This window comes from Flavobacterium sp. (genome assembly GCF_046293665.1).
GTDB lineage: Bacteria > Bacteroidota > Bacteroidia > Flavobacteriales > Flavobacteriaceae > Flavobacterium.
The window spans coordinates 31,046-48,962 of record NZ_JBKBOL010000012.1 but is presented as its reverse complement, the minus strand read 5'-3'; the positions used below and the strand labels follow the sequence as shown (position 1 = coordinate 48,962).

Here is a 17,917-nt window from a genome sequence, read left to right as displayed (position 1 = left end):
AGATTTATGTAAATTAACAGTCAAAATGTCCTAAATCAAGTCAAAATGAACCTATTCAAAAGTATATTCGGCTCAAACGAACCGGAAGGAAATAACTCAAAAGTCAATTGGCGCCCGTTGACCGATTTGGCTCAATTGAATGAAATTATTCAAGAGTCGACCCAGAAACCGGTGGCTATTTTTAAACACAGTACACGTTGTGGCATCAGCCGAATGACGTTAAAACAGTTTGAAAATGAGTATGATTTGGATGATTTGGTTGCGCCTTATTTTTTGGACTTACTTGAAAATAGGGATGTTTCCAATGAAATAGCCCAGCGTTTCGGAATTGAACACCAATCGCCTCAATTGATACTAATCAAAAACGGCGAGCCTATTTATGATGCTTCTCACGGTGATATTTATGCCGACGATTTGAAAAGATATATTTAAAAAAGAAAACCGCATCTGGATTCCAAATGCGGTTTTTTATAGTTTTCTATTTCTTATCTTCTGAACTTATTTCTTGTAATAATGTCTTTTAGTTTATTCTTTAAATCATTTCCGGTGTCGTAAACCATTTGCTCATTAGATGGAAATGGCATAGGCCTGCGGTCGAAGTACTGGAAATAGTCTTGTTCGCAAGCACGTTTGTCACCACGAAGCTTAGCATACATATAATTGAAAGTAAACTCACTAGACAACGGAAAAGTTTGCAATAACTGATTGTTTCTGAAATCAATATAATCAACTTTTGCAGTCACTTGACAAGCTTTGAACTGAGAAAACTCAAATACTCGGGCTCTTACGGTTCGCATATCATCTACTTTAATTGGGTTACCCAAACTGTCTTTAACGACTTGACCATTGCGGTCTAATAAATTTTTGAGTCCAACTTTAATCAGTTTTTCTTTTTGAATTTCTTTTTCTTTAATCTGTTCAGGAGAAATGTTAATCTGGCGGAAATTCACCACTAAACCATAATCATAATCAATTCCTTTGACACGGTTGCTGTGGTAAACAGTCCATTTGTCGTTTAAACCCAATGTGCTGAAATCGAGTAAATCATTTTCTAAACGCACCGGAATGACCATATTGGTTTCGTTTTTAGTATATACGTTGACAAAGTCTGTGCCTTTGAATTGGGCTTCTTCAATAAGTTTATCGGTGTCTTTGAATCCGGGATTTAAACTTCTTAAATACAATAAATCATCATATGCACGACGTATGGTCATTTTGTCTTTGGTTACCAGTAAAGCTTTGGAGTTGTCATATAAATATTTGGCCAAAGCATTTTTGCTGCTCACAATCTGATCAGAGTAATCATCGAAAGGAAATTTGGCGTCGCGACCTTCTTTCAACAACTTTAATGGTAGCAATGGGCGAATGCGTTCCTGACGGCTGTTGAGTTGTACATAAGTTTCATAAATCTTCTCTAGATTCTGTGGATTGGCGTCTTTAAACCAAATATTGATGTTGCGTAAATCGCGTTCTTTGGCTTTGGCAAATGCTTCTTCGAGCAGGTAAACGTAATCTTGTTTGCCTTTAGCATTTTTATTGCCACCACGTAAACCATCGACTGCATTTTGAATGGCTCCATCATAATCTCCGGAAGTTAGCATATCACGCGTTTGGCGAACGCCGCAAGCAGAAACAATCAATAGTAAGGTTAATAGAGAAGTAATTTTTTTCATAAATAAATGGAATTGTTATAGAGCAAAGATAGGAGAAGTCTTTTCGTTTTTGCAAATAAGATTCATTTTCGATTGTCAATTTTAATGGGTTTCCTTTTTTCGAAAACCGACAATTACATCATATCCCAGTTTTCCTTTTTGAATATTCAATAGTATGGTTTGTCTTTCTTCTACAGTTTCAAAAAAAGATTCGGTTACTTCAAATCGTTCTTCTGATGAAGGCTTTGTTTGGAGAAATAACCAATGACTTGCGTTGCGTTTACCTCCTGTACTTTTTCGTTTGAGAACAAATTCTTTGGTGCTTATTTCGGATTCAGCATAAAAATGGTTGATAAAACTAGCAGCGGAAGCCGACCATAAAAAGCAACCTATAAATAGACCAAAGTGAACAGTATATCGTCTTTTGCTCTCAAAGTAAACTGAAGGAGTTGTTTTTTTGAGGATTATTGTTATTACGATAGCTACTGCAATCCCTATAAATCCGGCTTTCCAAAATAAGTTGGTTCCACCGATGGTGTTGTCTAACTGTTGAAGTTCAAAAAGCAGAAAAACCAGACCGATAAAAAAGAATGCACTTGAAAAATAATATAGGATTCGGTCAAATGGTTTGGTCTTCGTTTCAATCAATGTAACCGGAGGAAAAAAAGAATCGATAATTTGTTGGGAAAGGGATGCGATTATTATAATCTGATACATTCCGAATAAAAAGAATAGTAGCGCTATATAACTCAACGGTGGCTTTTCTTCTGCCAGAATCCAGAGCGGTATTGCACAAAGGACAATGTACATAAGACGCTTATAAAAATCTTTTCGGATAGAGCTGTCAAATTCTTGATTATGGTTACGAAACGTTTTTCTCTTTTTAAGCATAGGCATTACTAATTTTCCAAAAATGATTTAAGCTCTTCATAAGTTTTAATTTTAGTCGAAACTTTCTCTTTATCCAGCACACTTTCAATTTGTGTTGGAATAGATAACTTTAAATCCAATAAAGGTTCAACGACATCTAAGAATTTAATCGGATGGGCAGTTTCCAAAAATACACCGATGCTTTGCGGTTGTTTTGCCATTTCTTTTTTTAGTCCCAAATAGCCTACGGCGCCATGTGGTTCGGCTATGTATTGCGTTCGGTTGTAAAGGTCTTTTATTGCGATTTTGGTTTCGGCATCGGTGAAGGAATAAGAAGAGAAGTCTTTTTCAAATTCACTCAAATCATAATGATACAATTCCTGAATGCGGATAAAGTTACTTGGATTTCCAACATCCATAGCGTTTGAAATTGTAGCAATGGAAGGTTTAGGTTCATAGTTACCTTCTTCTAAAAACCTCGGAACCGTATCATTAACATTAGTCGAAGCCACAAAATGGGCGATAGGCAAGCCTAATTTTTTGGCCATAATTCCGGCACAAATATTTCCAAAGTTGCCACTCGGACACGAAAGAATGATTGGTTTGTCGTATTTTTTCAATTGTTTGTAAGCAAAGAAAATATAGAACATTTGCGGTAACCATCGCGCAATGTTAATGGAGTTGGCCGAAGTTAAATTTTTATGGTTTAAAGTATTGTCTAAAAAAGCTTGTTTAACCATATCTTGACAATCGTCAAATACACCGTCAACTTCTAATGCTTTTATATTTTTTCCTAACGTAGTCAATTGACGTTCTTGTATTTCACTCACTTTACCGGAAGGATAGAGTATAATTACTTCAACACCTTTAACATCCAGAAATCCGCTAGCAACCGCACCGCCGGTATCTCCGGAAGTAGCTACTAAAACGGTAACTTTTTTATCGTTATTGCGATTGAAATAGCCCAAGCATCTCGACATGAATCGAGCGCCTACATCTTTAAACGCCATTGTCGGTCCGTGAAATAGTTCTAAAGAAAACACATCGTTTTCAACAGGAACGCAAGGAAAGTCAAAGCATAAAGTTTCGGCTATAATGCGCTTGAGTTCGGTCTCCGGAATTTCATCGCCTACGAATTGCTTAATAGCTTCAAAAGCAATTTCTTCCTGAGTAAGGTTTTCGATATTCTGAAAAAAAGAATGCGGAAGCGGTGTAATACTCTCCGGAAAGTACAAACCTCTGTCTGGTGCTAAACCTTGTACGACGGCTTGCTCGAAGCTGACTCTTGGGGCATTTTTATTTAAGCTAAAGTATTGCATTGTTTTTATTTTAATTAGAACACGGATTAATTCGTAATTCCTAATTCGTAATTATTTTTACTCCTTCATCATTCACTTTTGAAATATGAATGTCAAAAGCGATTCCGGTTTCGAGATAGCTATTGCTCATCGCGTAAGCTACTTTTTCGGCGATTTCTTGTCCTTTGCACAAAGCGAAAATTGATGGTCCGGCGCCTGAAATACCTGAGCCGAGTGCGCCATTTTGTAATGCGGCATTCTTGACTTCTTCAAAATTAGGAATTAATTGTTTACGCAATGGTTCAATGATTACATCTTGAAGTGAACGTCCAATCAGTTCATAATCTTTGGTGTACAATCCGGCAATGAATCCGCCAACATTTCCCCATTGGGTAATAGCGTCTTTTAATAAAATGGTTGGGGAAAGTACGGCTCTTGAATCAGAAGTTTTAAGTTCGATTTGGGGATGAAGTACAACCGCATACATTTCGCTCGGACTTTCAATTTTAATGACATCCAACGGATTGTAACCTCGAACCAAAGTAAATCCGCCTAAAACACAAGGCGCCACATTGTCTGCATGTTCGCAACCACTGGCTAAAGCTTCGCCTTTCATGGCAAAATCAACCAATTCATGACGAGTAAACGGTTTGCCTAATAATTCATTAATACCAAAAACTGCTCCGGCCGCACTGGCAGAAGAACTTCCGATACCACTGCCGGCTTTTATCTTTTTATGGATTTCAATTTCGAAGCCAAAATCAGGATTGGTAGCATTGATTATAGCCAAAGCGGCAACACCGGCTACATTTTTTTCGGTTTCTAAAGGCAAATCGGCACCGGTTATTTTGGTGATGCGAATGCCTTTTTCTGCTGTCTTTCGGATAATCATTTCGTCGCCAATGCCATCTAGACATAAGCCCAATACGTCAAAACCGCAATTGAGATTGGCGATGGTGGCAGGGCAAAAAACTTTAATTTCAATCATTTGTTTTTGTGTCAGGTTTCAGGTTTCAGGTTTCAGGTTTGTTGTTTAACTTGAAACTTTAAACTTGAAACAATTTTTTAAACATTTCCAATCCTAACCACATCTGCAAAAATACCGGAAGCGGTTACTGCTGCTCCGGCACCGGCGCCTTTGATTAACAAAGGTTGGTCGACATAGCGATCGGTGTAGAATTGCACGATATTATCTTTTCCTTCCAAATTGTAAAACGGACTGTCAGCCGGAATAAATTGCAACCCAACGCTGGCTTTGCCGTTCTCAAAAGACGCTACAAATTTCAATCGACTGTCTTTAGCTTTAGCTTCTGCCAAAAGATTATCAAAGTGGCTGGCGTGTTTGGTTAGGGACTTGAAAAAATCCTCATTATTGGTGGTCTCCATACATTCTTTAGGCAAGAACGAATTGTTGGTAATGTCATCCATTTCCATTTCGTAACCGCTTTCGCGAATGAGAATTAATATCTTGCGAGCCACATCAACACCACTTAAATCAATTTTCGGGTCGGGTTCTGTAAATCCTTGAACACCTGCTTCTTTCACTACATCATGAAAATTATAAGTGTCGCTGAAATTGTTAAAAATAAAGTTCAAACTTCCGGATAAAACGGCATTGATTCTATTCACTTTATCGCCAGAAGCAATTAAATGTTTAAGCGTATCGATGATGGGTAAACCGGCACCGACATTCGTTTCAAACAAAAACGGCGCGTTGTATTTTCTGGATAAATTTTTGAGGTTTTTATAGTTGTTGTATTCCGAAGAACAGGCAATTTTGTTACAGGTAACAACGGCTATATTTTGTCCTAAGAATTGGTCATAAATACTCGCAATGTCATAATTGGCAGTGATGTCAACAAAGATACTGTTGCGTAAATTCAACTCTTTGGTGCGAGCAATAAAGTTATTGGGATTCGCTTTTTCACCATTGTCTAAAACTTCTTTCCAATCTTTTAAATTGATGCCATCCTCGTCAAATACCATTTTCCTAGAATTGGACAAAGCGATGACGCGCACATTGATTTTTAGGTTTTCTTTTAGGAACTTCTTTTGCTGACTGATTTGGTCGATGAATTTTTCGCCAACGTTACCTACGCCCATAACGAACAAATTCAATTGCTTGGTATTGTCTTCAAAAAAGCGTTCGTGTAGCGTATTCAAAGCTTTTTTAACGTCTTTCTCATTGATGACAACAGAAATATTTCTTTCGGAAGCACCTTGAGCAATGGCTCGAATATTAACGTTGTTTTTGCCTAAAGTGCTAAACATTTTTCCGCTGATGCCTTGGTGATTTTTCATGCTTTCGCCCACGAGAGCAACGATGCACAGGTCTTTTTCTACGATACACGGATCAACTTTACCTTGCACAATTTCCATTTCAAAAGCTTTGTCGATGGCAGTTTTGGCTTTATCAGCATCGGCATTTAAAATTCCGATACAAATAGAATGTTCAGAAGAAGCTTGTGTGATAAAAATGACGTTGATGTTTTCATTGGACAACACTTCGAATAAACGTTTAGACGAGCCCGCAACACCAACCATTCCTGAACCTTCCAGCGTTAATAACGCAATATTATCGATATGGGTAATTCCTTTAATCGGATTGTTTGACGCTTCAGGTGTATTGGAAATCAGGGTTCCGTAAACTTCAGGTTCAAAAGTGTTTTTAATGAAAATCGGAATACTGTCTTTTAATACCGGTTGAATCGTTGGCGGATACAATACTTTGGCGCCAAAATGAGACAACTCCATCGCTTCCTGATAGGAAATTGTTTCAATCGGTTGGGCTTGCTTAACGCTTTTTGGATTAGCTGTGAACATTCCGTTTACGTCAGTCCAGATTTCTAAAACATCGGCTTTTACGGCTGCCGCAATAATCGCAGCTGTATAATCGGAACCGCCACGACCTAAAGTTGTTGTGTTACCGTCAAGTGATGAAGCAATAAAACCGGGAAATAAGGTTACTTGAGTTGAATTGTTTTTGAAGTAATCTGTTATCAGTTTATTGGTAATGTCAAAATCAACCGCAGCTTTTCCGAAGTTGGAATTGGTTTTAATCACTTCTCGACTGTCTTTAAAAGCTGAATTGTTGACCTTTTGTTTCAGAGCTACGGCGATGATTTGTGAAGACAACAATTCGCCAAAACCAGCCACAATATCAGCCGTTCTGTTGGTTAATTCGCCCAAGAGATAGCATCCGTCTAATAATGTTTTTAAATGGTTGATATTACTGTTGATCGTATCGATAATTTCGCTTTGTTCGCTTAAAGAAATCAATTCCTCTATGGCGTCTTTGTGTTTTTTCTCGATTTGACTTACGATATCTTTGTATCCTTTGTCTTTTTCAGCGGCGGTTTTTCCGGCCAAAATTAACAAATCAGTTACGCCACTAAAGGCCGAAACGACTACGGCGAGTTGGTTTTCTTTGCTTTTGTTGGCGACTATCGCTATGGTTTTTGAAATATTCTCAGCATTAGCAACTGAAGTACCGCCGAATTTTAATGCTATCATGACTTGTTTGAGTTATGAGTTAGGAATGATGATTTGCTCTCTTGCGAAAGTACATGTCAAATGGATTATATGTGAAAATTATACCCCAAACGGGGTTGTAGTTGTTGATGTGGTTGCGCCAAAAGCCACAACCAAAGTGTTGGTTGTAAAAGAGAATTGATATTTAGCTAACGTTGACATCATGAATTTCAAATGTATGACTTTTTAGGAATTAAAAAAGGTTTCCTTAAATTTTTAAGAATATCGCAATAATTTTGTTTAACCAAAAGGATTTTATTTGTATCAATATTCTAAAGCTGCTTTTTTTAATGAATTCTCAAAAAATACTCTGTTAAATTGTTGTTTTTTAACAATCGTTTGCGGAATTTTGGGCTTTTAATCCTGACTAAAAATGGAGCATTCGCATTACATCAGTACGGAAGTATTGACTTTAGAGACTTTACAAGAGATCATTTCAGAGCACAAAACGTTAGCCCTTTCAGAGGAAGCCAAAATCAACATTCAACAATGTCGTGATTATTTAGACCAAAAAATGGCTTCAAATGAGGCACCTATTTATGGGATTAATACCGGCTTTGGTTCGTTATGTAATGTGAAAATATCGAATGAAAATTTATCTCAGCTTCAAGAAAATTTAGTAAAATCACATGCCTGTGGGACAGGAGAAGAAGTGCCTCAGGAAATTGTAAAGTTGATGTTGTTGCTTAAAATACAGTCTTTGAGTTACGGCCATTCCGGTGTGCAATTGCAAACGGTGGAACGTTTGGTGGATTTTTATAACCATGATATACTTCCTGTTATTTATACTCAAGGTTCGCTTGGCGCAAGTGGTGATTTGGCGCCATTGGCTCATTTGTCATTGCCATTGTTAGGCGAAGGCGAAGTATATTATGACGGATTTCGTCAGCCTTCGAAAAAAGTATTAGAAAAAATGGGTTGGCAACCGATTGTTTTGCAATCTAAGGAAGGTTTGGCGCTATTGAACGGAACCCAATTTATGAGTGCTTATGGCAGTTACATTTTATTGAAAGCAATGAAATACTCGTATTTAGCAGATGTGATATCGGCTATATCTTTAGAAGGTTTTGACGGAAGAATTGAGCCTTTTGACGAATTGATTCATTATGTTCGTCCGCACAAAGGGCAAATCGTAACGGCTAAACGCATGCGAGAATTATTGGAAGACAGTCAAATCATTGCCCAACCTAAAGCACACGTACAAGATCCTTATTCTTTCCGTTGTATTCCTCAAGTGCATGGTGCTTCGAAGGACACGATTGATTATGTAAAAAAAGTATTCAAAACTGAAATCAATTCGGTTACTGATAATCCCAATATCTTTAAAAACGAAGATATAATCATTTCAGGTGGTAATTTCCACGGACAGCCATTGGCTTTGGCCTTAGACTTTTTAGGCTTGGCTTTGGCCGAATTGGGAAGTATATCTGAAAGAAGAACTTACCAATTAATCTCAGGATTGCGAGGTTTACCGGCTTTCTTGGTTGACAATCCCGGATTGAACTCAGGCTTTATGATTCCGCAATATACTGCGGCGAGTATTGCCAGTCAGAATAAGCAGTTGGCAACGCCGGCTAGTGTTGATAGTATTGTTTCTTCCAATGGACAAGAAGACCATGTGAGTATGGGTGCGAATGCTGCTACGAAAACACTTCGCATTATGGAAAACTTGGAACGCATTTTAGCCATTGAGCTGATGAATGCTTCTCAGGCGATTGCTTTCAGACAACCTTTGAAATCAAGTGAATTTATTGAGTCATTTTTGAAATCGTATAGGGCAGAAGTACCTTTGGTCAAAGAAGACAGAATTCTACACTACGACATTGAAAACTCGGTAGCGTTTTTGAACAGTTTTATGATTGATTTGGAGGAGTAATTAATTAATTGTATTCAAATCACTCAACGAGATAAGCTTTTCTAATCAAATCTAACTTTGGGAAGGTTTGGTAAAACAAGTCGCGGTTTTGGTATAAGTTGGAGTCATTCATAGGTTTTTCGGCATAGCCTGAATATAATTTGTCTACTGTTTCCATGCCTTTTTTAACCTTACCGATAGGGGTAAAACCTTTTACACCTTCAAAATTTAAAGTGTCTAGAATTTTATTGTCTTTTAGATTGATAAAAACTTCTAAATCGCGCGAGTCTTTCCCAAAACGGGCAAAGCTGATAGTGCCTCGGGTGTTGCTATGTAACACAGGCTCGTCGGGGATTTTGATGCTTTTCCACTCTTGCATTTGTTTAGTGTCAGTGTTGCCAAATTGTGCCACAAAATCGGGTACTACTCGGTAAAATATGGCATTGTCATAATAACCATGTTTGATTAATTGGTAAAGTCTATCGGCTGCTTGAGGTGACCAACTTCGGGTAATTTCCATTTCAAAGTCGCCTTTGGTGGTTTCAAACCGTGCAGTGAAGGATTCTGGTGCTTGTTCTTTCGTCCATGATGTATTGAATTCGGTTTCTTTGCAGCCGATTGTGAGAAGTATAAGGAATACAAGGAGTAGCTTTTGCATGTTTGGGTTTTTGTTGGTGTAACGATTGTTATTGAAGTGATGCCAGTTGTCTTTATATATCTCTAAAATGGTTTTATTGTATTTTAAAAAATACATAGGGTGCTAAAATAATCCAAACGGGAATTAACAACCATAATTGTCCTTTCATGATATTATAGGCATCTAATAATTGTGTTAATGAATTACCTCTGTAAAGCCCGAAACCAAATTCAAAAGCTAATGTCATTATCATCCATAACAATCCTATGAGTAACGATTCAGTTTCTGATTGAGGAGGATATTTTTTAAGAACAAAGAAGATATATATACCCAAAAGTACTATTAGCGATACCGTAGAGATTTGGTGAGCTGCCAAACCGTTAATATGCTTTTTATACCACAAATCTCTTGCTGTTCCGTTGATGATAGCTAAAACAACCATGGGGAACCAAAGTAAAATATACTTCAACATGGCGATACTACATTTAAATTGTTGATTTAAAATTTGATTTATAGATATCTAAAAGTATAACAATTCCGAGTAATAAAGAAGCAATCGCGGTTATTTGTAATCTACCGCTTCCCAGTTCTAAAATGTTTAGTGATAAACTTACTGCCCAAATGATAAAGATGTTTAGGTTGAATAGTCCACTAAGTACATACAAGAAATTGGCTTGTAAAGGATTGGCTTTTTTTTGAGAATAGAATCCCAACCTAATTAGGACCAAAATACTACCATGCACAACAGCTGCTACCGCGGTATACACAAAGTTAAGGAATAAGCCTAAACTGTGCATTATTTGATCCTTCTCGATAAAATAGTCAAAGAACATGTATAAAGTCCAAACGTTTATAATGGCAAAACTGATGACGGCGTAGGTTAAGATTTTCTGTTTCATTTTTAATTTATTAAATGCTAAGGAATTATGGCACGTCACAAGGTAAGTTAATTACCGATAGTAATGGCGTATTGTTGAAATGAATCTGAAAAACAAAGCTATTTTTTAGTATAATTGATTGTAAATGCATGTTAGCTTGTAAGTTGCTAACATATGTTACTAATATTACAAAAGAAAATTCGGTTTGCAATAATTATGGCGATATAATATTGATAAAACTTCTTTTTTGTCCCAAACCTTCAAGATAAGATAAAACAGGGAAAATCTCAAGTCCGTAATTGTTCCAAACGGCTATCCCGTATTTGGCTTTTGTTTATTTTCTGTCTAAAATTTTCTTTTTGGTGTTTTTTGTTAATTATAATAGCATAAAACCAATCTTATGGGATGCTTTTCTTTTTCGCTGTCAGTATTGTGTGTATGTCAAATTCTGTTTCGGATGTTTTGTATTTGACTTTGAAAGTTTTTATTTCGTCAAATTTCATTTGGTTCAGTTGTGCTATTAAGTCTTCTAAATTATGAAACTGAAAGTAAACTCGTCCTGCGTTACTCACTTTAAAATCAGATTTATTGGGATTACCTTCTACAAAACTTAAATAGATTAATCCGTTTTCGTTTAGTAAGTCGTAAGCGTTTGAAATCAGTTCGTTACTTTCAGTAGGCGACAAATACGGCAAGCAAAATCCACAGATGATTCCGTCATATTTGGTATCAAGATTATTAATTTGTCTGCTGTCCATAACTGCAAAATTGGCTGAAGGGTTATTCGCTTTTGCCAATTCAATCATATTTGGAGCAATATCGATTCCGAAAATGTCAAAATCGGCCCTTTTAGACAGCAGGTATTTGGTAATATTTCCCGGTCCGCAACCAATTTCTAATAATTTTGCATTTTGTTTAGTCACAGTATTGCAGATATAGTCATAAGAGTCATTATACAAGTCTAGGTGCATAAACTTGTCTTGGTATAGAGAAGCAATGTTGTTCCAAGTGTCAAATGTTTCTTTGTATTTGTCCATTGTGAAGTTGTTTTAAAATATACTATTGCTTGCCACAGCTTGGTATCAATAGTGAGATTTTTAAAAGTTTGCTTTAAAGATAATTAAAATTAAACTTAGTATTTTCAAAGCTGATGACAGCATTGGTTAAGATTTTTTTTTTTTGAGTATTTCACAAGGTAGGCTAGTTGGTATTAGCAATGGAGTATTTAACAGTTAATGAGAGACGAGAAGTTAGATTTCGTATGTATTCAACTTTATACTCTATTATATCTATTTCTCTTACCTTTTGCTTCTAACTCCTTACCTCTAACTTATAATAAATTACACTTTTTCTTGCATAATAAATCGTGAATGTCTAAATTAGCTTACAAATTATAAGTTGCTGTTAATTCCTAACCCATATTGTAACCTATGAGCAGTAAAGAATTTAAGATATTGTTAAAGGCAATAATTGAATTAAAAGCCTGTATAGAAGCACCAAGAACTATGGTGCCCGATGAAGAATTTTTAGACAGCCACCGAATGGAAAAGCTGCTCAAATGCAGTCCGTCTAAGTTATACCGCCTGCGTAAAAATGGACAAATACCTTGTACTATGGTGGGCAGGCAATACCTGTATCCTAAAAACTTCTTCATACAGGAAGTGCTCAATAGCATTATAAAACACGAAGACCAGTCTAAACGGTTTGATGACCAATGAATTCAATTAATTTATAATCAAATACCACGTGCAACAGCTCTAGAGATAGGGCTGTTTCTTCTTGTTTGATCTTATGTTTATGTCTTTTCAAATTTTGCTTTAATGTAATCTGTCAGATTGCTTTTGTTTATTACTTTGTCATAATGCTTTCTTGCTTTTTTGAGCATTTTTTCATCATTGTTGATCGTGGCTACTTCGTAGAGGCTCAATGCGTAGCTGCCGTTAAAGTGGTCATCTTTGGAAAATTCAGATTGTACCTTTTCGAAGTATACTATAGATTCTTGGTATTTTCCATTCAAATTGAGTAAAATGGCTTTCAGGAATTGAGCATCTTTATTTTCTGTAGGGTATCTTGCTTCTGCAAGATTTATATTTATCAACCCATAATCTACATCTCCAATTGTGGTACTTGATAAAGCTATCCCATAAAATCCTTCGGGGCTGCCGGGAAAATAGGTGGTCATTTCCTTAAACTTTTTTCTGGCAAAGGTGTCATTACCTATTTGCAGACTTAAAGCTGCAAGGTTTTGTTTGAACTCAATAGACTTATTATTGGATAAGCTGTCGGCCATATAATACATGAAAAGAGCATCTTCTGGCATGTTACTAATTTTAAAAGTATATCCCGCAAAAAAATAGGCATCACAAAACGTGCTGTCTTTAGCAATTAATTCCTGAAAGATTTTATTGGCAGCACCTATATACAAATTACGTTGTATGCATTCTATCCCTAGCTTAAACCTCTTTTTTGATTCACTATCTTTTGGCATATCACAATAAAGGCGTTTTCCTTTAAAATAATCATTTTGAGAGAATGAAACGGTGTTTACAAAAAGTGTTAAAGTAAGGATGAGGATTTTTGTTTTCATATTAGATTTTCATATTATATTTATTACATAGATTTTTTTTACTGCAGAGTTAGCTTTATTGGATTGCCTTAACTTAGACGAATTAAATTTTGTATTGCAGCGGAGATGACTCATTGTAGCAGTTTGATGACATTAACACAGTATAACAGTGCAGTAGCGGTTAACACACGAAAGGATTGACTTTCGTTGAACCTTCGGTTTAGTGCGGTAGCCGGGCAATAGCGAGAAACCGCTGTTGTAAGCCGTTTTTATTTGAATTCTTCTGTTGGAATATTTTTAACCTCAATTTTATAAGCAGTATAGTCGATTATATGATTTGGAGATTCTATGGTGTGTTTTAAAAATGGACGCTCAGCAGTTTCAAAAAAATCTCGGTCAGCAAGATTACTTTCTAAGCCAAATAATCTGTAATCAATTATAGGAGATGTTTTACTAAAGCAGAAAGTTTCTGTCAATAATTTTGTTTTAGGAGTTTTAAAATGATACTGGTAACATTCACAGTTCATTCCCATTACAATTTGATTTTCCGCTTTAAACTTACCTAAAAACTTTACTTTGTTTGATGGATTGTCATTATTACCAGATTTTAGCTTTCGGTATCTAGTACCGTTTGAAAGGATTAAGTAATAGTCAATTCCTGATTCTCCGCTATTTAAATATTGATGCTTGATATGGCCAAATTTTGAATAAAGCATTTTAATGCTGTCACCTTCCATTAATTTGAATTTATTTTCTTCATCAATTCTAAGACTTTGAAGAGTATCTTTTGATATGAATTTCAATTTAAAGGAAATTACTCCCTCGAAGCTATTTTGTGAGTTGGAAGCAAATGATATTAGAAAGAAAAGTAGAATAGAATTAAATTTCATGTTGAATTTACGGGTTTGTTAAAAAATGGCTTATAACGTTTCGCCACTTCTCGTCAGTTGCGAACTACGGAACTGCGTACTTTCGGCTAAGATAAATATTATTGCGAAAACTGAACGTGAACTTACCACAAAATTCGCAATTGCGAGAAACGGCTGTTAGCGGCTGCCTTATCTTTTTCTTTTATTCTGCCTAAATTCTTGCTTTTCATTCTTAAGTTTTTGTTGTCTTTCCTTTTCTAAATCCAAAAAAACTTTTCGGCTCCATAAGCTCAATAGTAAACATCCAAAAGAAAGAAATAAAGTTCCATTTTCATCGAGAATTCCGTAAGATATATTTCCATATTTACTAAAGGTTATTCCTCTTGCAGAAATGTCGGATGATTTTTGTATAATCCCGACAACTAATAGCAATAAACCAACGAATAGAGAAAATTTATAAAGTAATTTATACAGTTTCATTTTTATATTAAAGTGTTGATTAAAGCAATTTTTTTCAAAGGTTGCCGCTAACTACCTGATAAGCATAACATATAAACAATATCAGAGTCAGTTTTTTTTCAAATTTACCTAATTTAAAGGTAGGAATCAATCCTTAATAATACATGTTTTTTGTGCAATTTATCAAATTAAAACTCTTATAAAGATGGATGGAGGTGTAACCACACGAAAGGATTGTCTTCGTCGAACCTTCGGTTTAGTGCGGTAGCGGGGGCAGTTTATCTGATTTCAAATTGCTTCACCATCCAATGATTAGAATGGTTAGTAATCAAATCAGTTTTTATAGCTTCATCTTTAGAAATCAGAAAATTATAGACTTTTAAAGGAATTGAATCTGGATATTCTGTCAACCCTTCATTAAGAACTTTTGCAGCTTCCTCATTTTGTCCACTTGTGTCCAAAGCTTCAAATTTGTAGATGTAAATTAATACAGGTATTTTATTAAAAATATTTTTAAACTCATAAGCTAAGTCTGTCATTAATTCTACTTGAAATTTTGTATTTGATTTTTTACCAACAGCTGCCGTTTGACTTATGTGATTTTGGTATGCCATAAACATTAATAGTAAATGTCGATTTTTAGTTTTTTTATTTTGATATAGTTTATCAATTTTTTTTGGTGTATCAGGACTTAATTCACCCAAATCTGATTGTAAGGCTTGTGTGTAAAATTCATCTAATAAATTGAAAATTGCTTTATCTTGATTGTCGATCTTTGTTTCGCTTCGGAGTTGATTGATACGGGCTTCATTAGCTTGAGAAAACACATTGAATGCAATAAAGAAAATGATTAAGGTTAGTTTTTTCATTGTTTAAGTTTAGATTCCAGTTTTGAGTAAATTGCACACAACGTTTGGCCGCTATCCGACTGTAGCGAATCCAGCGAACTGTGTACTGTCTGCTAAGATAATAGTTTTACGTGAAAAATAGACTAGAAGCCAACAAAACCCAGCAATAGCGGTTAACGGCTGTTGTAGGTAGTTTTTCTAGATTCGGTATCCAATTCCAAATTTAAGTATGTTAATATTCGTATTATAACTTTTATCAGGAATTCCATCTTCAACTCCAATCTTTATAAAGTCATATTGTGCTTGCAAGAATAATTTGTGAGTCAAATCATAGAATAATCCAATATTAAAATTAAAACCATTCTCATTATTGTTAATATCCGAAGGTAAATCCGCATTTGTATTTTCCCTCCAAACTGCGTCATAAATTATTATTGAATATCCTAATCCAATTTGAGGATGCAATTTTTTTAAATTCTGAATATTAAATTCTGCAAATATTCGAGGTTGTATTGGAAATATTTTGACATCAAAAAGTTGATTCATGGCAGTGGCACCGGATTTTGTATTCTGAAAAATGCCAAAATTTATAGAAGCTCCTATATCTACTATTTTATTGTCCGAAAATTTATATTTGGCTCCTAAGTCAACTAATCCATTATAATTCTGCCCTAAAAAATTGTCGCCAATCGCAATCGGATAATTAGCATCAATACTAAATTTAGAATCTTGTGAAAATGATTTTATAGTAAAAAATATTAATAATATTACTATAATTCTTAATCTCATGATTTTAATTTTATTAACTTTTTTCTATTTACTCACAACTACAATCATATTCTTCAGCAATTTCTTCACAAGTTAGGTCTGCTGGGCTTTGAATATTTAATTCAGAACAAGGAGTTTTATCATCATCTTTTGAACAAGAAATATTATTTGTTACGATTAATATTCCAAATAATAAAATTAGTTTTTTCATGAGTCATTTTTTTTAAAATTGCGTTCGGTTATTGAATTCTCCGAGTCTGCGGTAAAATTACCTACAATGTATCACAAACTGCTGTTAGTGGTAGTTTTTTTAATTTGATGATCGAATTACCGGCATTGCTTTTAAATTTTCTTGCTCTTTGGTTTTGATAAGTTCAACATTTTGTTCAATGTATAAAGTTTTTAAAATCAAATTGTTTGTGATGTCTAGTTTGGTTATTAATGTTTCTCTCAAATAAAGCTGTTTTAGTTCAACATTTTTAGTAACATCAATTTTAGTTAGCTTAGTGTTTTCATCAAGTTGTAATGATCTTAGTTTTGAAAGATTTTTGAATTCAAATGTTTGTAGAAAATTCCCTTGTAGATACATTTGTTCAATTTTGTCAGTATTCACTAACTCAATGCTTTCTATACTATTTCTAAAAGCGAATAAACCAGTTAATTTTGGTAAGTTTTTTAAAACTAATTTTTTTCCTAGTTTGTTCTCTCCAACATATAACTCTTCAATTACTGAATTATTGAAAAAAACATCAAGATTAGGAATGTTGTTTGTCATAGCATTTAGGATTCTTAGACTTTTAAAATGAATCAAATCATCCAAGCGATTAATGTTTCTCTTCGAAATGTTTAATTTTTTGACAGTATCGATTTCTGAAATTTCAATTTCTTGATTTTTATTAAAATCATATCCTAAATCTAAAAGAGCAGTTTTGAGATTTAAATCTTTGAATTTAATTTTTTTCTGTGCATTGATGTCTATTGATGTAAGTGTTAACACAATCAATAAAAGGTGTTTTATATTCATAGGTTCTGAAAATTTCTCATAACGTATCGCCGCTTCTCGTTAGTTGCGAACTACGGAACTGCGTACTTTCGGCTAAGATAAAATATTTTCGTGAAGAAAGAAGTTCAATTCAAGAAAAACCAGCAATAGCGCGAAACCGCTGTTATGAGCAGTTTATTTTAGCTCTAATTTCACGTTTGATTGATTTCTAAAAATTTCACGCAAAACTTTCACTTCATTCTCATTCAGATTTTCTGTTGGAATTAGATTAGCTACTTGCTCACTTTGGTATATTAAAAACCAGTTTTTCAACTCAACAATTTTATGGACTTTGTTTAATTCCAGCTCAGAATTAAAACTTTCTCCAATGATTTTCATTTTTACATTGGTAAATTCATATTCTATATTTTCTTGAATTCTTTTATTTGATAAAAAATTCTTTTTAAAATTTTTATATAATGAAATCGGAATCATAAAAGTCATTATAAAACCAAAAATCAGTGGAATTAAGGGCATTTCTTCCAAGATTATAATACCTGAAAAATACAATAAAGAATAAATAAACGTTACGACACCAATTAAATGCATCAATATTATTAATGGTTTTTTGTAAGTCAAGTAAAACATAAGTTTTAGATACTTTTTAGTGTCTATTTTAGTTTTAATATGCATGTTCTTTTTTA

General features: G+C 34.6%; 21 protein-coding genes. 4 read left to right on the top strand and 17 right to left on the bottom strand.

Features of this window, described 5'->3' with window-relative positions:
- Positions 1–45 precede the first annotated feature (45 nt).
- On the top strand, positions 46–432 hold the full coding sequence (ytxJ, locus tag ACK4R1_RS14010) for a bacillithiol system redox-active protein YtxJ (protein WP_409688349.1): 387 nt from the start codon (positions 46–48) through the stop codon (positions 430–432).
- A gap of 53 nt (positions 433–485) precedes the next feature.
- Here ytxJ and ACK4R1_RS14005 read toward each other — a convergent pair whose 3' ends face one another.
- The 5 genes from ACK4R1_RS14005 to thrA all read right to left on the bottom strand — a co-directional run bounded on the left by ACK4R1_RS14005 (position 486) and on the right by thrA (position 7,333).
- Positions 486–1,673, bottom strand: a complete 1,188-nt coding sequence (locus ACK4R1_RS14005; protein WP_409688347.1) for a hypothetical protein — start codon at positions 1,671–1,673, stop codon at positions 486–488.
- Between the two features lie 81 nt (positions 1,674–1,754).
- The gene (locus ACK4R1_RS14000) at positions 1,755–2,462 is read right to left on the bottom strand and encodes a hypothetical protein (RefSeq protein WP_409688344.1); all 708 of its coding nucleotides are present in this window, start codon (positions 2,460–2,462) and stop codon (positions 1,755–1,757) included.
- 89 nt (positions 2,463–2,551) lie between these two features.
- Entirely contained in the window at positions 2,552–3,841 is a 1,290-nt protein-coding gene (gene thrC / locus ACK4R1_RS13995) for a threonine synthase (protein ID WP_409688341.1), read from the bottom strand.
- 40 nt (positions 3,842–3,881) lie between these two features.
- Positions 3,882–4,808 (bottom strand): homoserine kinase, encoded by a 927-nt coding sequence (locus tag ACK4R1_RS13990; RefSeq protein WP_409688338.1) that lies wholly within the window; start codon positions 4,806–4,808, stop codon positions 3,882–3,884.
- A gap of 77 nt (positions 4,809–4,885) precedes the next feature.
- Complete coding sequence (thrA, locus tag ACK4R1_RS13985; protein WP_409688335.1) at positions 4,886–7,333, bottom strand: bifunctional aspartate kinase/homoserine dehydrogenase I; 2,448 nt, start codon at positions 7,331–7,333, stop codon at positions 4,886–4,888.
- Here thrA and ACK4R1_RS13980 point away from each other — a divergent pair.
- Together ACK4R1_RS13980 and hutH are read left to right on the top strand one after the other, a co-directional pair.
- Positions 7,332–7,493 carry a hypothetical protein gene (locus ACK4R1_RS13980; RefSeq protein ID WP_409688332.1) on the top strand — a complete coding sequence of 54 codons (162 nt, stop codon included), beginning with the start codon at positions 7,332–7,334 and terminating at the stop codon, positions 7,491–7,493. The two genes, thrA and ACK4R1_RS13980, sit on opposite strands and share 2 nt — an antisense overlap.
- 231 nt (positions 7,494–7,724) lie before the next feature.
- Positions 7,725–9,227: a histidine ammonia-lyase gene (hutH, locus tag ACK4R1_RS13975; protein ID WP_409688329.1), complete on the top strand. Its 1,503-nt coding sequence runs from the start codon at positions 7,725–7,727 to the stop codon at positions 9,225–9,227.
- A 19-nt stretch (positions 9,228–9,246) separates the two neighbouring features.
- Here the strand turns inward: hutH and ACK4R1_RS13970 are convergent, their stop codons facing one another.
- The 4 genes from ACK4R1_RS13970 to ACK4R1_RS13955 all read right to left on the bottom strand — a co-directional run bounded on the left by ACK4R1_RS13970 (position 9,247) and on the right by ACK4R1_RS13955 (position 11,758).
- Positions 9,247–9,960: a peptidylprolyl isomerase gene (locus ACK4R1_RS13970; protein WP_409688326.1), complete on the bottom strand. Its 714-nt coding sequence runs from the start codon at positions 9,958–9,960 to the stop codon at positions 9,247–9,249.
- Positions 9,938–10,315, bottom strand: coding sequence for a hypothetical protein (locus ACK4R1_RS13965; protein WP_409688323.1), 378 nt, complete (start codon positions 10,313–10,315; stop codon positions 9,938–9,940). Before ACK4R1_RS13965 ends, ACK4R1_RS13970 begins: the two co-directional genes overlap by 23 nt.
- 13 nt (positions 10,316–10,328) lie before the next feature.
- Positions 10,329–10,742, bottom strand: a complete 414-nt coding sequence (locus tag ACK4R1_RS13960) for a hypothetical protein (RefSeq protein ID WP_409688320.1) — start codon at positions 10,740–10,742, stop codon at positions 10,329–10,331.
- A 377-nt stretch (positions 10,743–11,119) separates the two neighbouring features.
- Positions 11,120–11,758, bottom strand: coding sequence for a class I SAM-dependent methyltransferase (locus tag ACK4R1_RS13955; protein WP_409688318.1), 639 nt, complete (start codon positions 11,756–11,758; stop codon positions 11,120–11,122).
- A 417-nt stretch (positions 11,759–12,175) separates the two neighbouring features.
- Here ACK4R1_RS13955 and ACK4R1_RS13950 point away from each other — a divergent pair, with 417 nt between their 5' ends.
- Positions 12,176–12,439 carry a helix-turn-helix domain-containing protein gene (locus tag ACK4R1_RS13950; RefSeq protein WP_409688315.1) on the top strand — a complete coding sequence of 88 codons (264 nt, stop codon included), beginning with the start codon at positions 12,176–12,178 and terminating at the stop codon, positions 12,437–12,439.
- Between the two features lie 77 nt (positions 12,440–12,516).
- On the opposite strand, the gene ACK4R1_RS13945 is transcribed toward ACK4R1_RS13950, so the two are convergent.
- From ACK4R1_RS13945 to ACK4R1_RS13910, 8 genes are all read right to left on the bottom strand, one after another.
- Complete coding sequence (locus ACK4R1_RS13945) at positions 12,517–13,308, bottom strand: tetratricopeptide repeat protein (RefSeq protein ID WP_409688312.1); 792 nt, start codon at positions 13,306–13,308, stop codon at positions 12,517–12,519.
- 248 nt (positions 13,309–13,556) lie between these two features.
- Entirely contained in the window at positions 13,557–14,090 is a 534-nt protein-coding gene (locus tag ACK4R1_RS13940; protein WP_409688309.1) for a hypothetical protein, read from the bottom strand.
- A 255-nt stretch (positions 14,091–14,345) separates the two neighbouring features.
- Entirely contained in the window at positions 14,346–14,636 is a 291-nt protein-coding gene (locus ACK4R1_RS13935) for a hypothetical protein (protein WP_409688306.1), read from the bottom strand.
- A gap of 257 nt (positions 14,637–14,893) precedes the next feature.
- Entirely contained in the window at positions 14,894–15,484 is a 591-nt protein-coding gene (locus ACK4R1_RS13930; protein WP_409688304.1) for a hypothetical protein, read from the bottom strand.
- Between the two features lie 177 nt (positions 15,485–15,661).
- Positions 15,662–16,252 (bottom strand): outer membrane beta-barrel protein, encoded by a 591-nt coding sequence (locus tag ACK4R1_RS13925; RefSeq protein WP_409688301.1) that lies wholly within the window; start codon positions 16,250–16,252, stop codon positions 15,662–15,664.
- Between the two features lie 28 nt (positions 16,253–16,280).
- Positions 16,281–16,442 (bottom strand): hypothetical protein, encoded by a 162-nt coding sequence (locus ACK4R1_RS13920; protein ID WP_409688298.1) that lies wholly within the window; start codon positions 16,440–16,442, stop codon positions 16,281–16,283.
- Positions 16,443–16,541: 99 nt separating this feature from the next.
- Positions 16,542–17,255: a hypothetical protein gene (locus ACK4R1_RS13915; protein ID WP_409688295.1), complete on the bottom strand. Its 714-nt coding sequence runs from the start codon at positions 17,253–17,255 to the stop codon at positions 16,542–16,544.
- A gap of 153 nt (positions 17,256–17,408) precedes the next feature.
- Positions 17,409–17,906, bottom strand: coding sequence for a YcxB family protein (locus ACK4R1_RS13910; protein ID WP_409688292.1), 498 nt, complete (start codon positions 17,904–17,906; stop codon positions 17,409–17,411).
- Between the last annotated feature and the right edge of the window lie 11 nt (positions 17,907–17,917).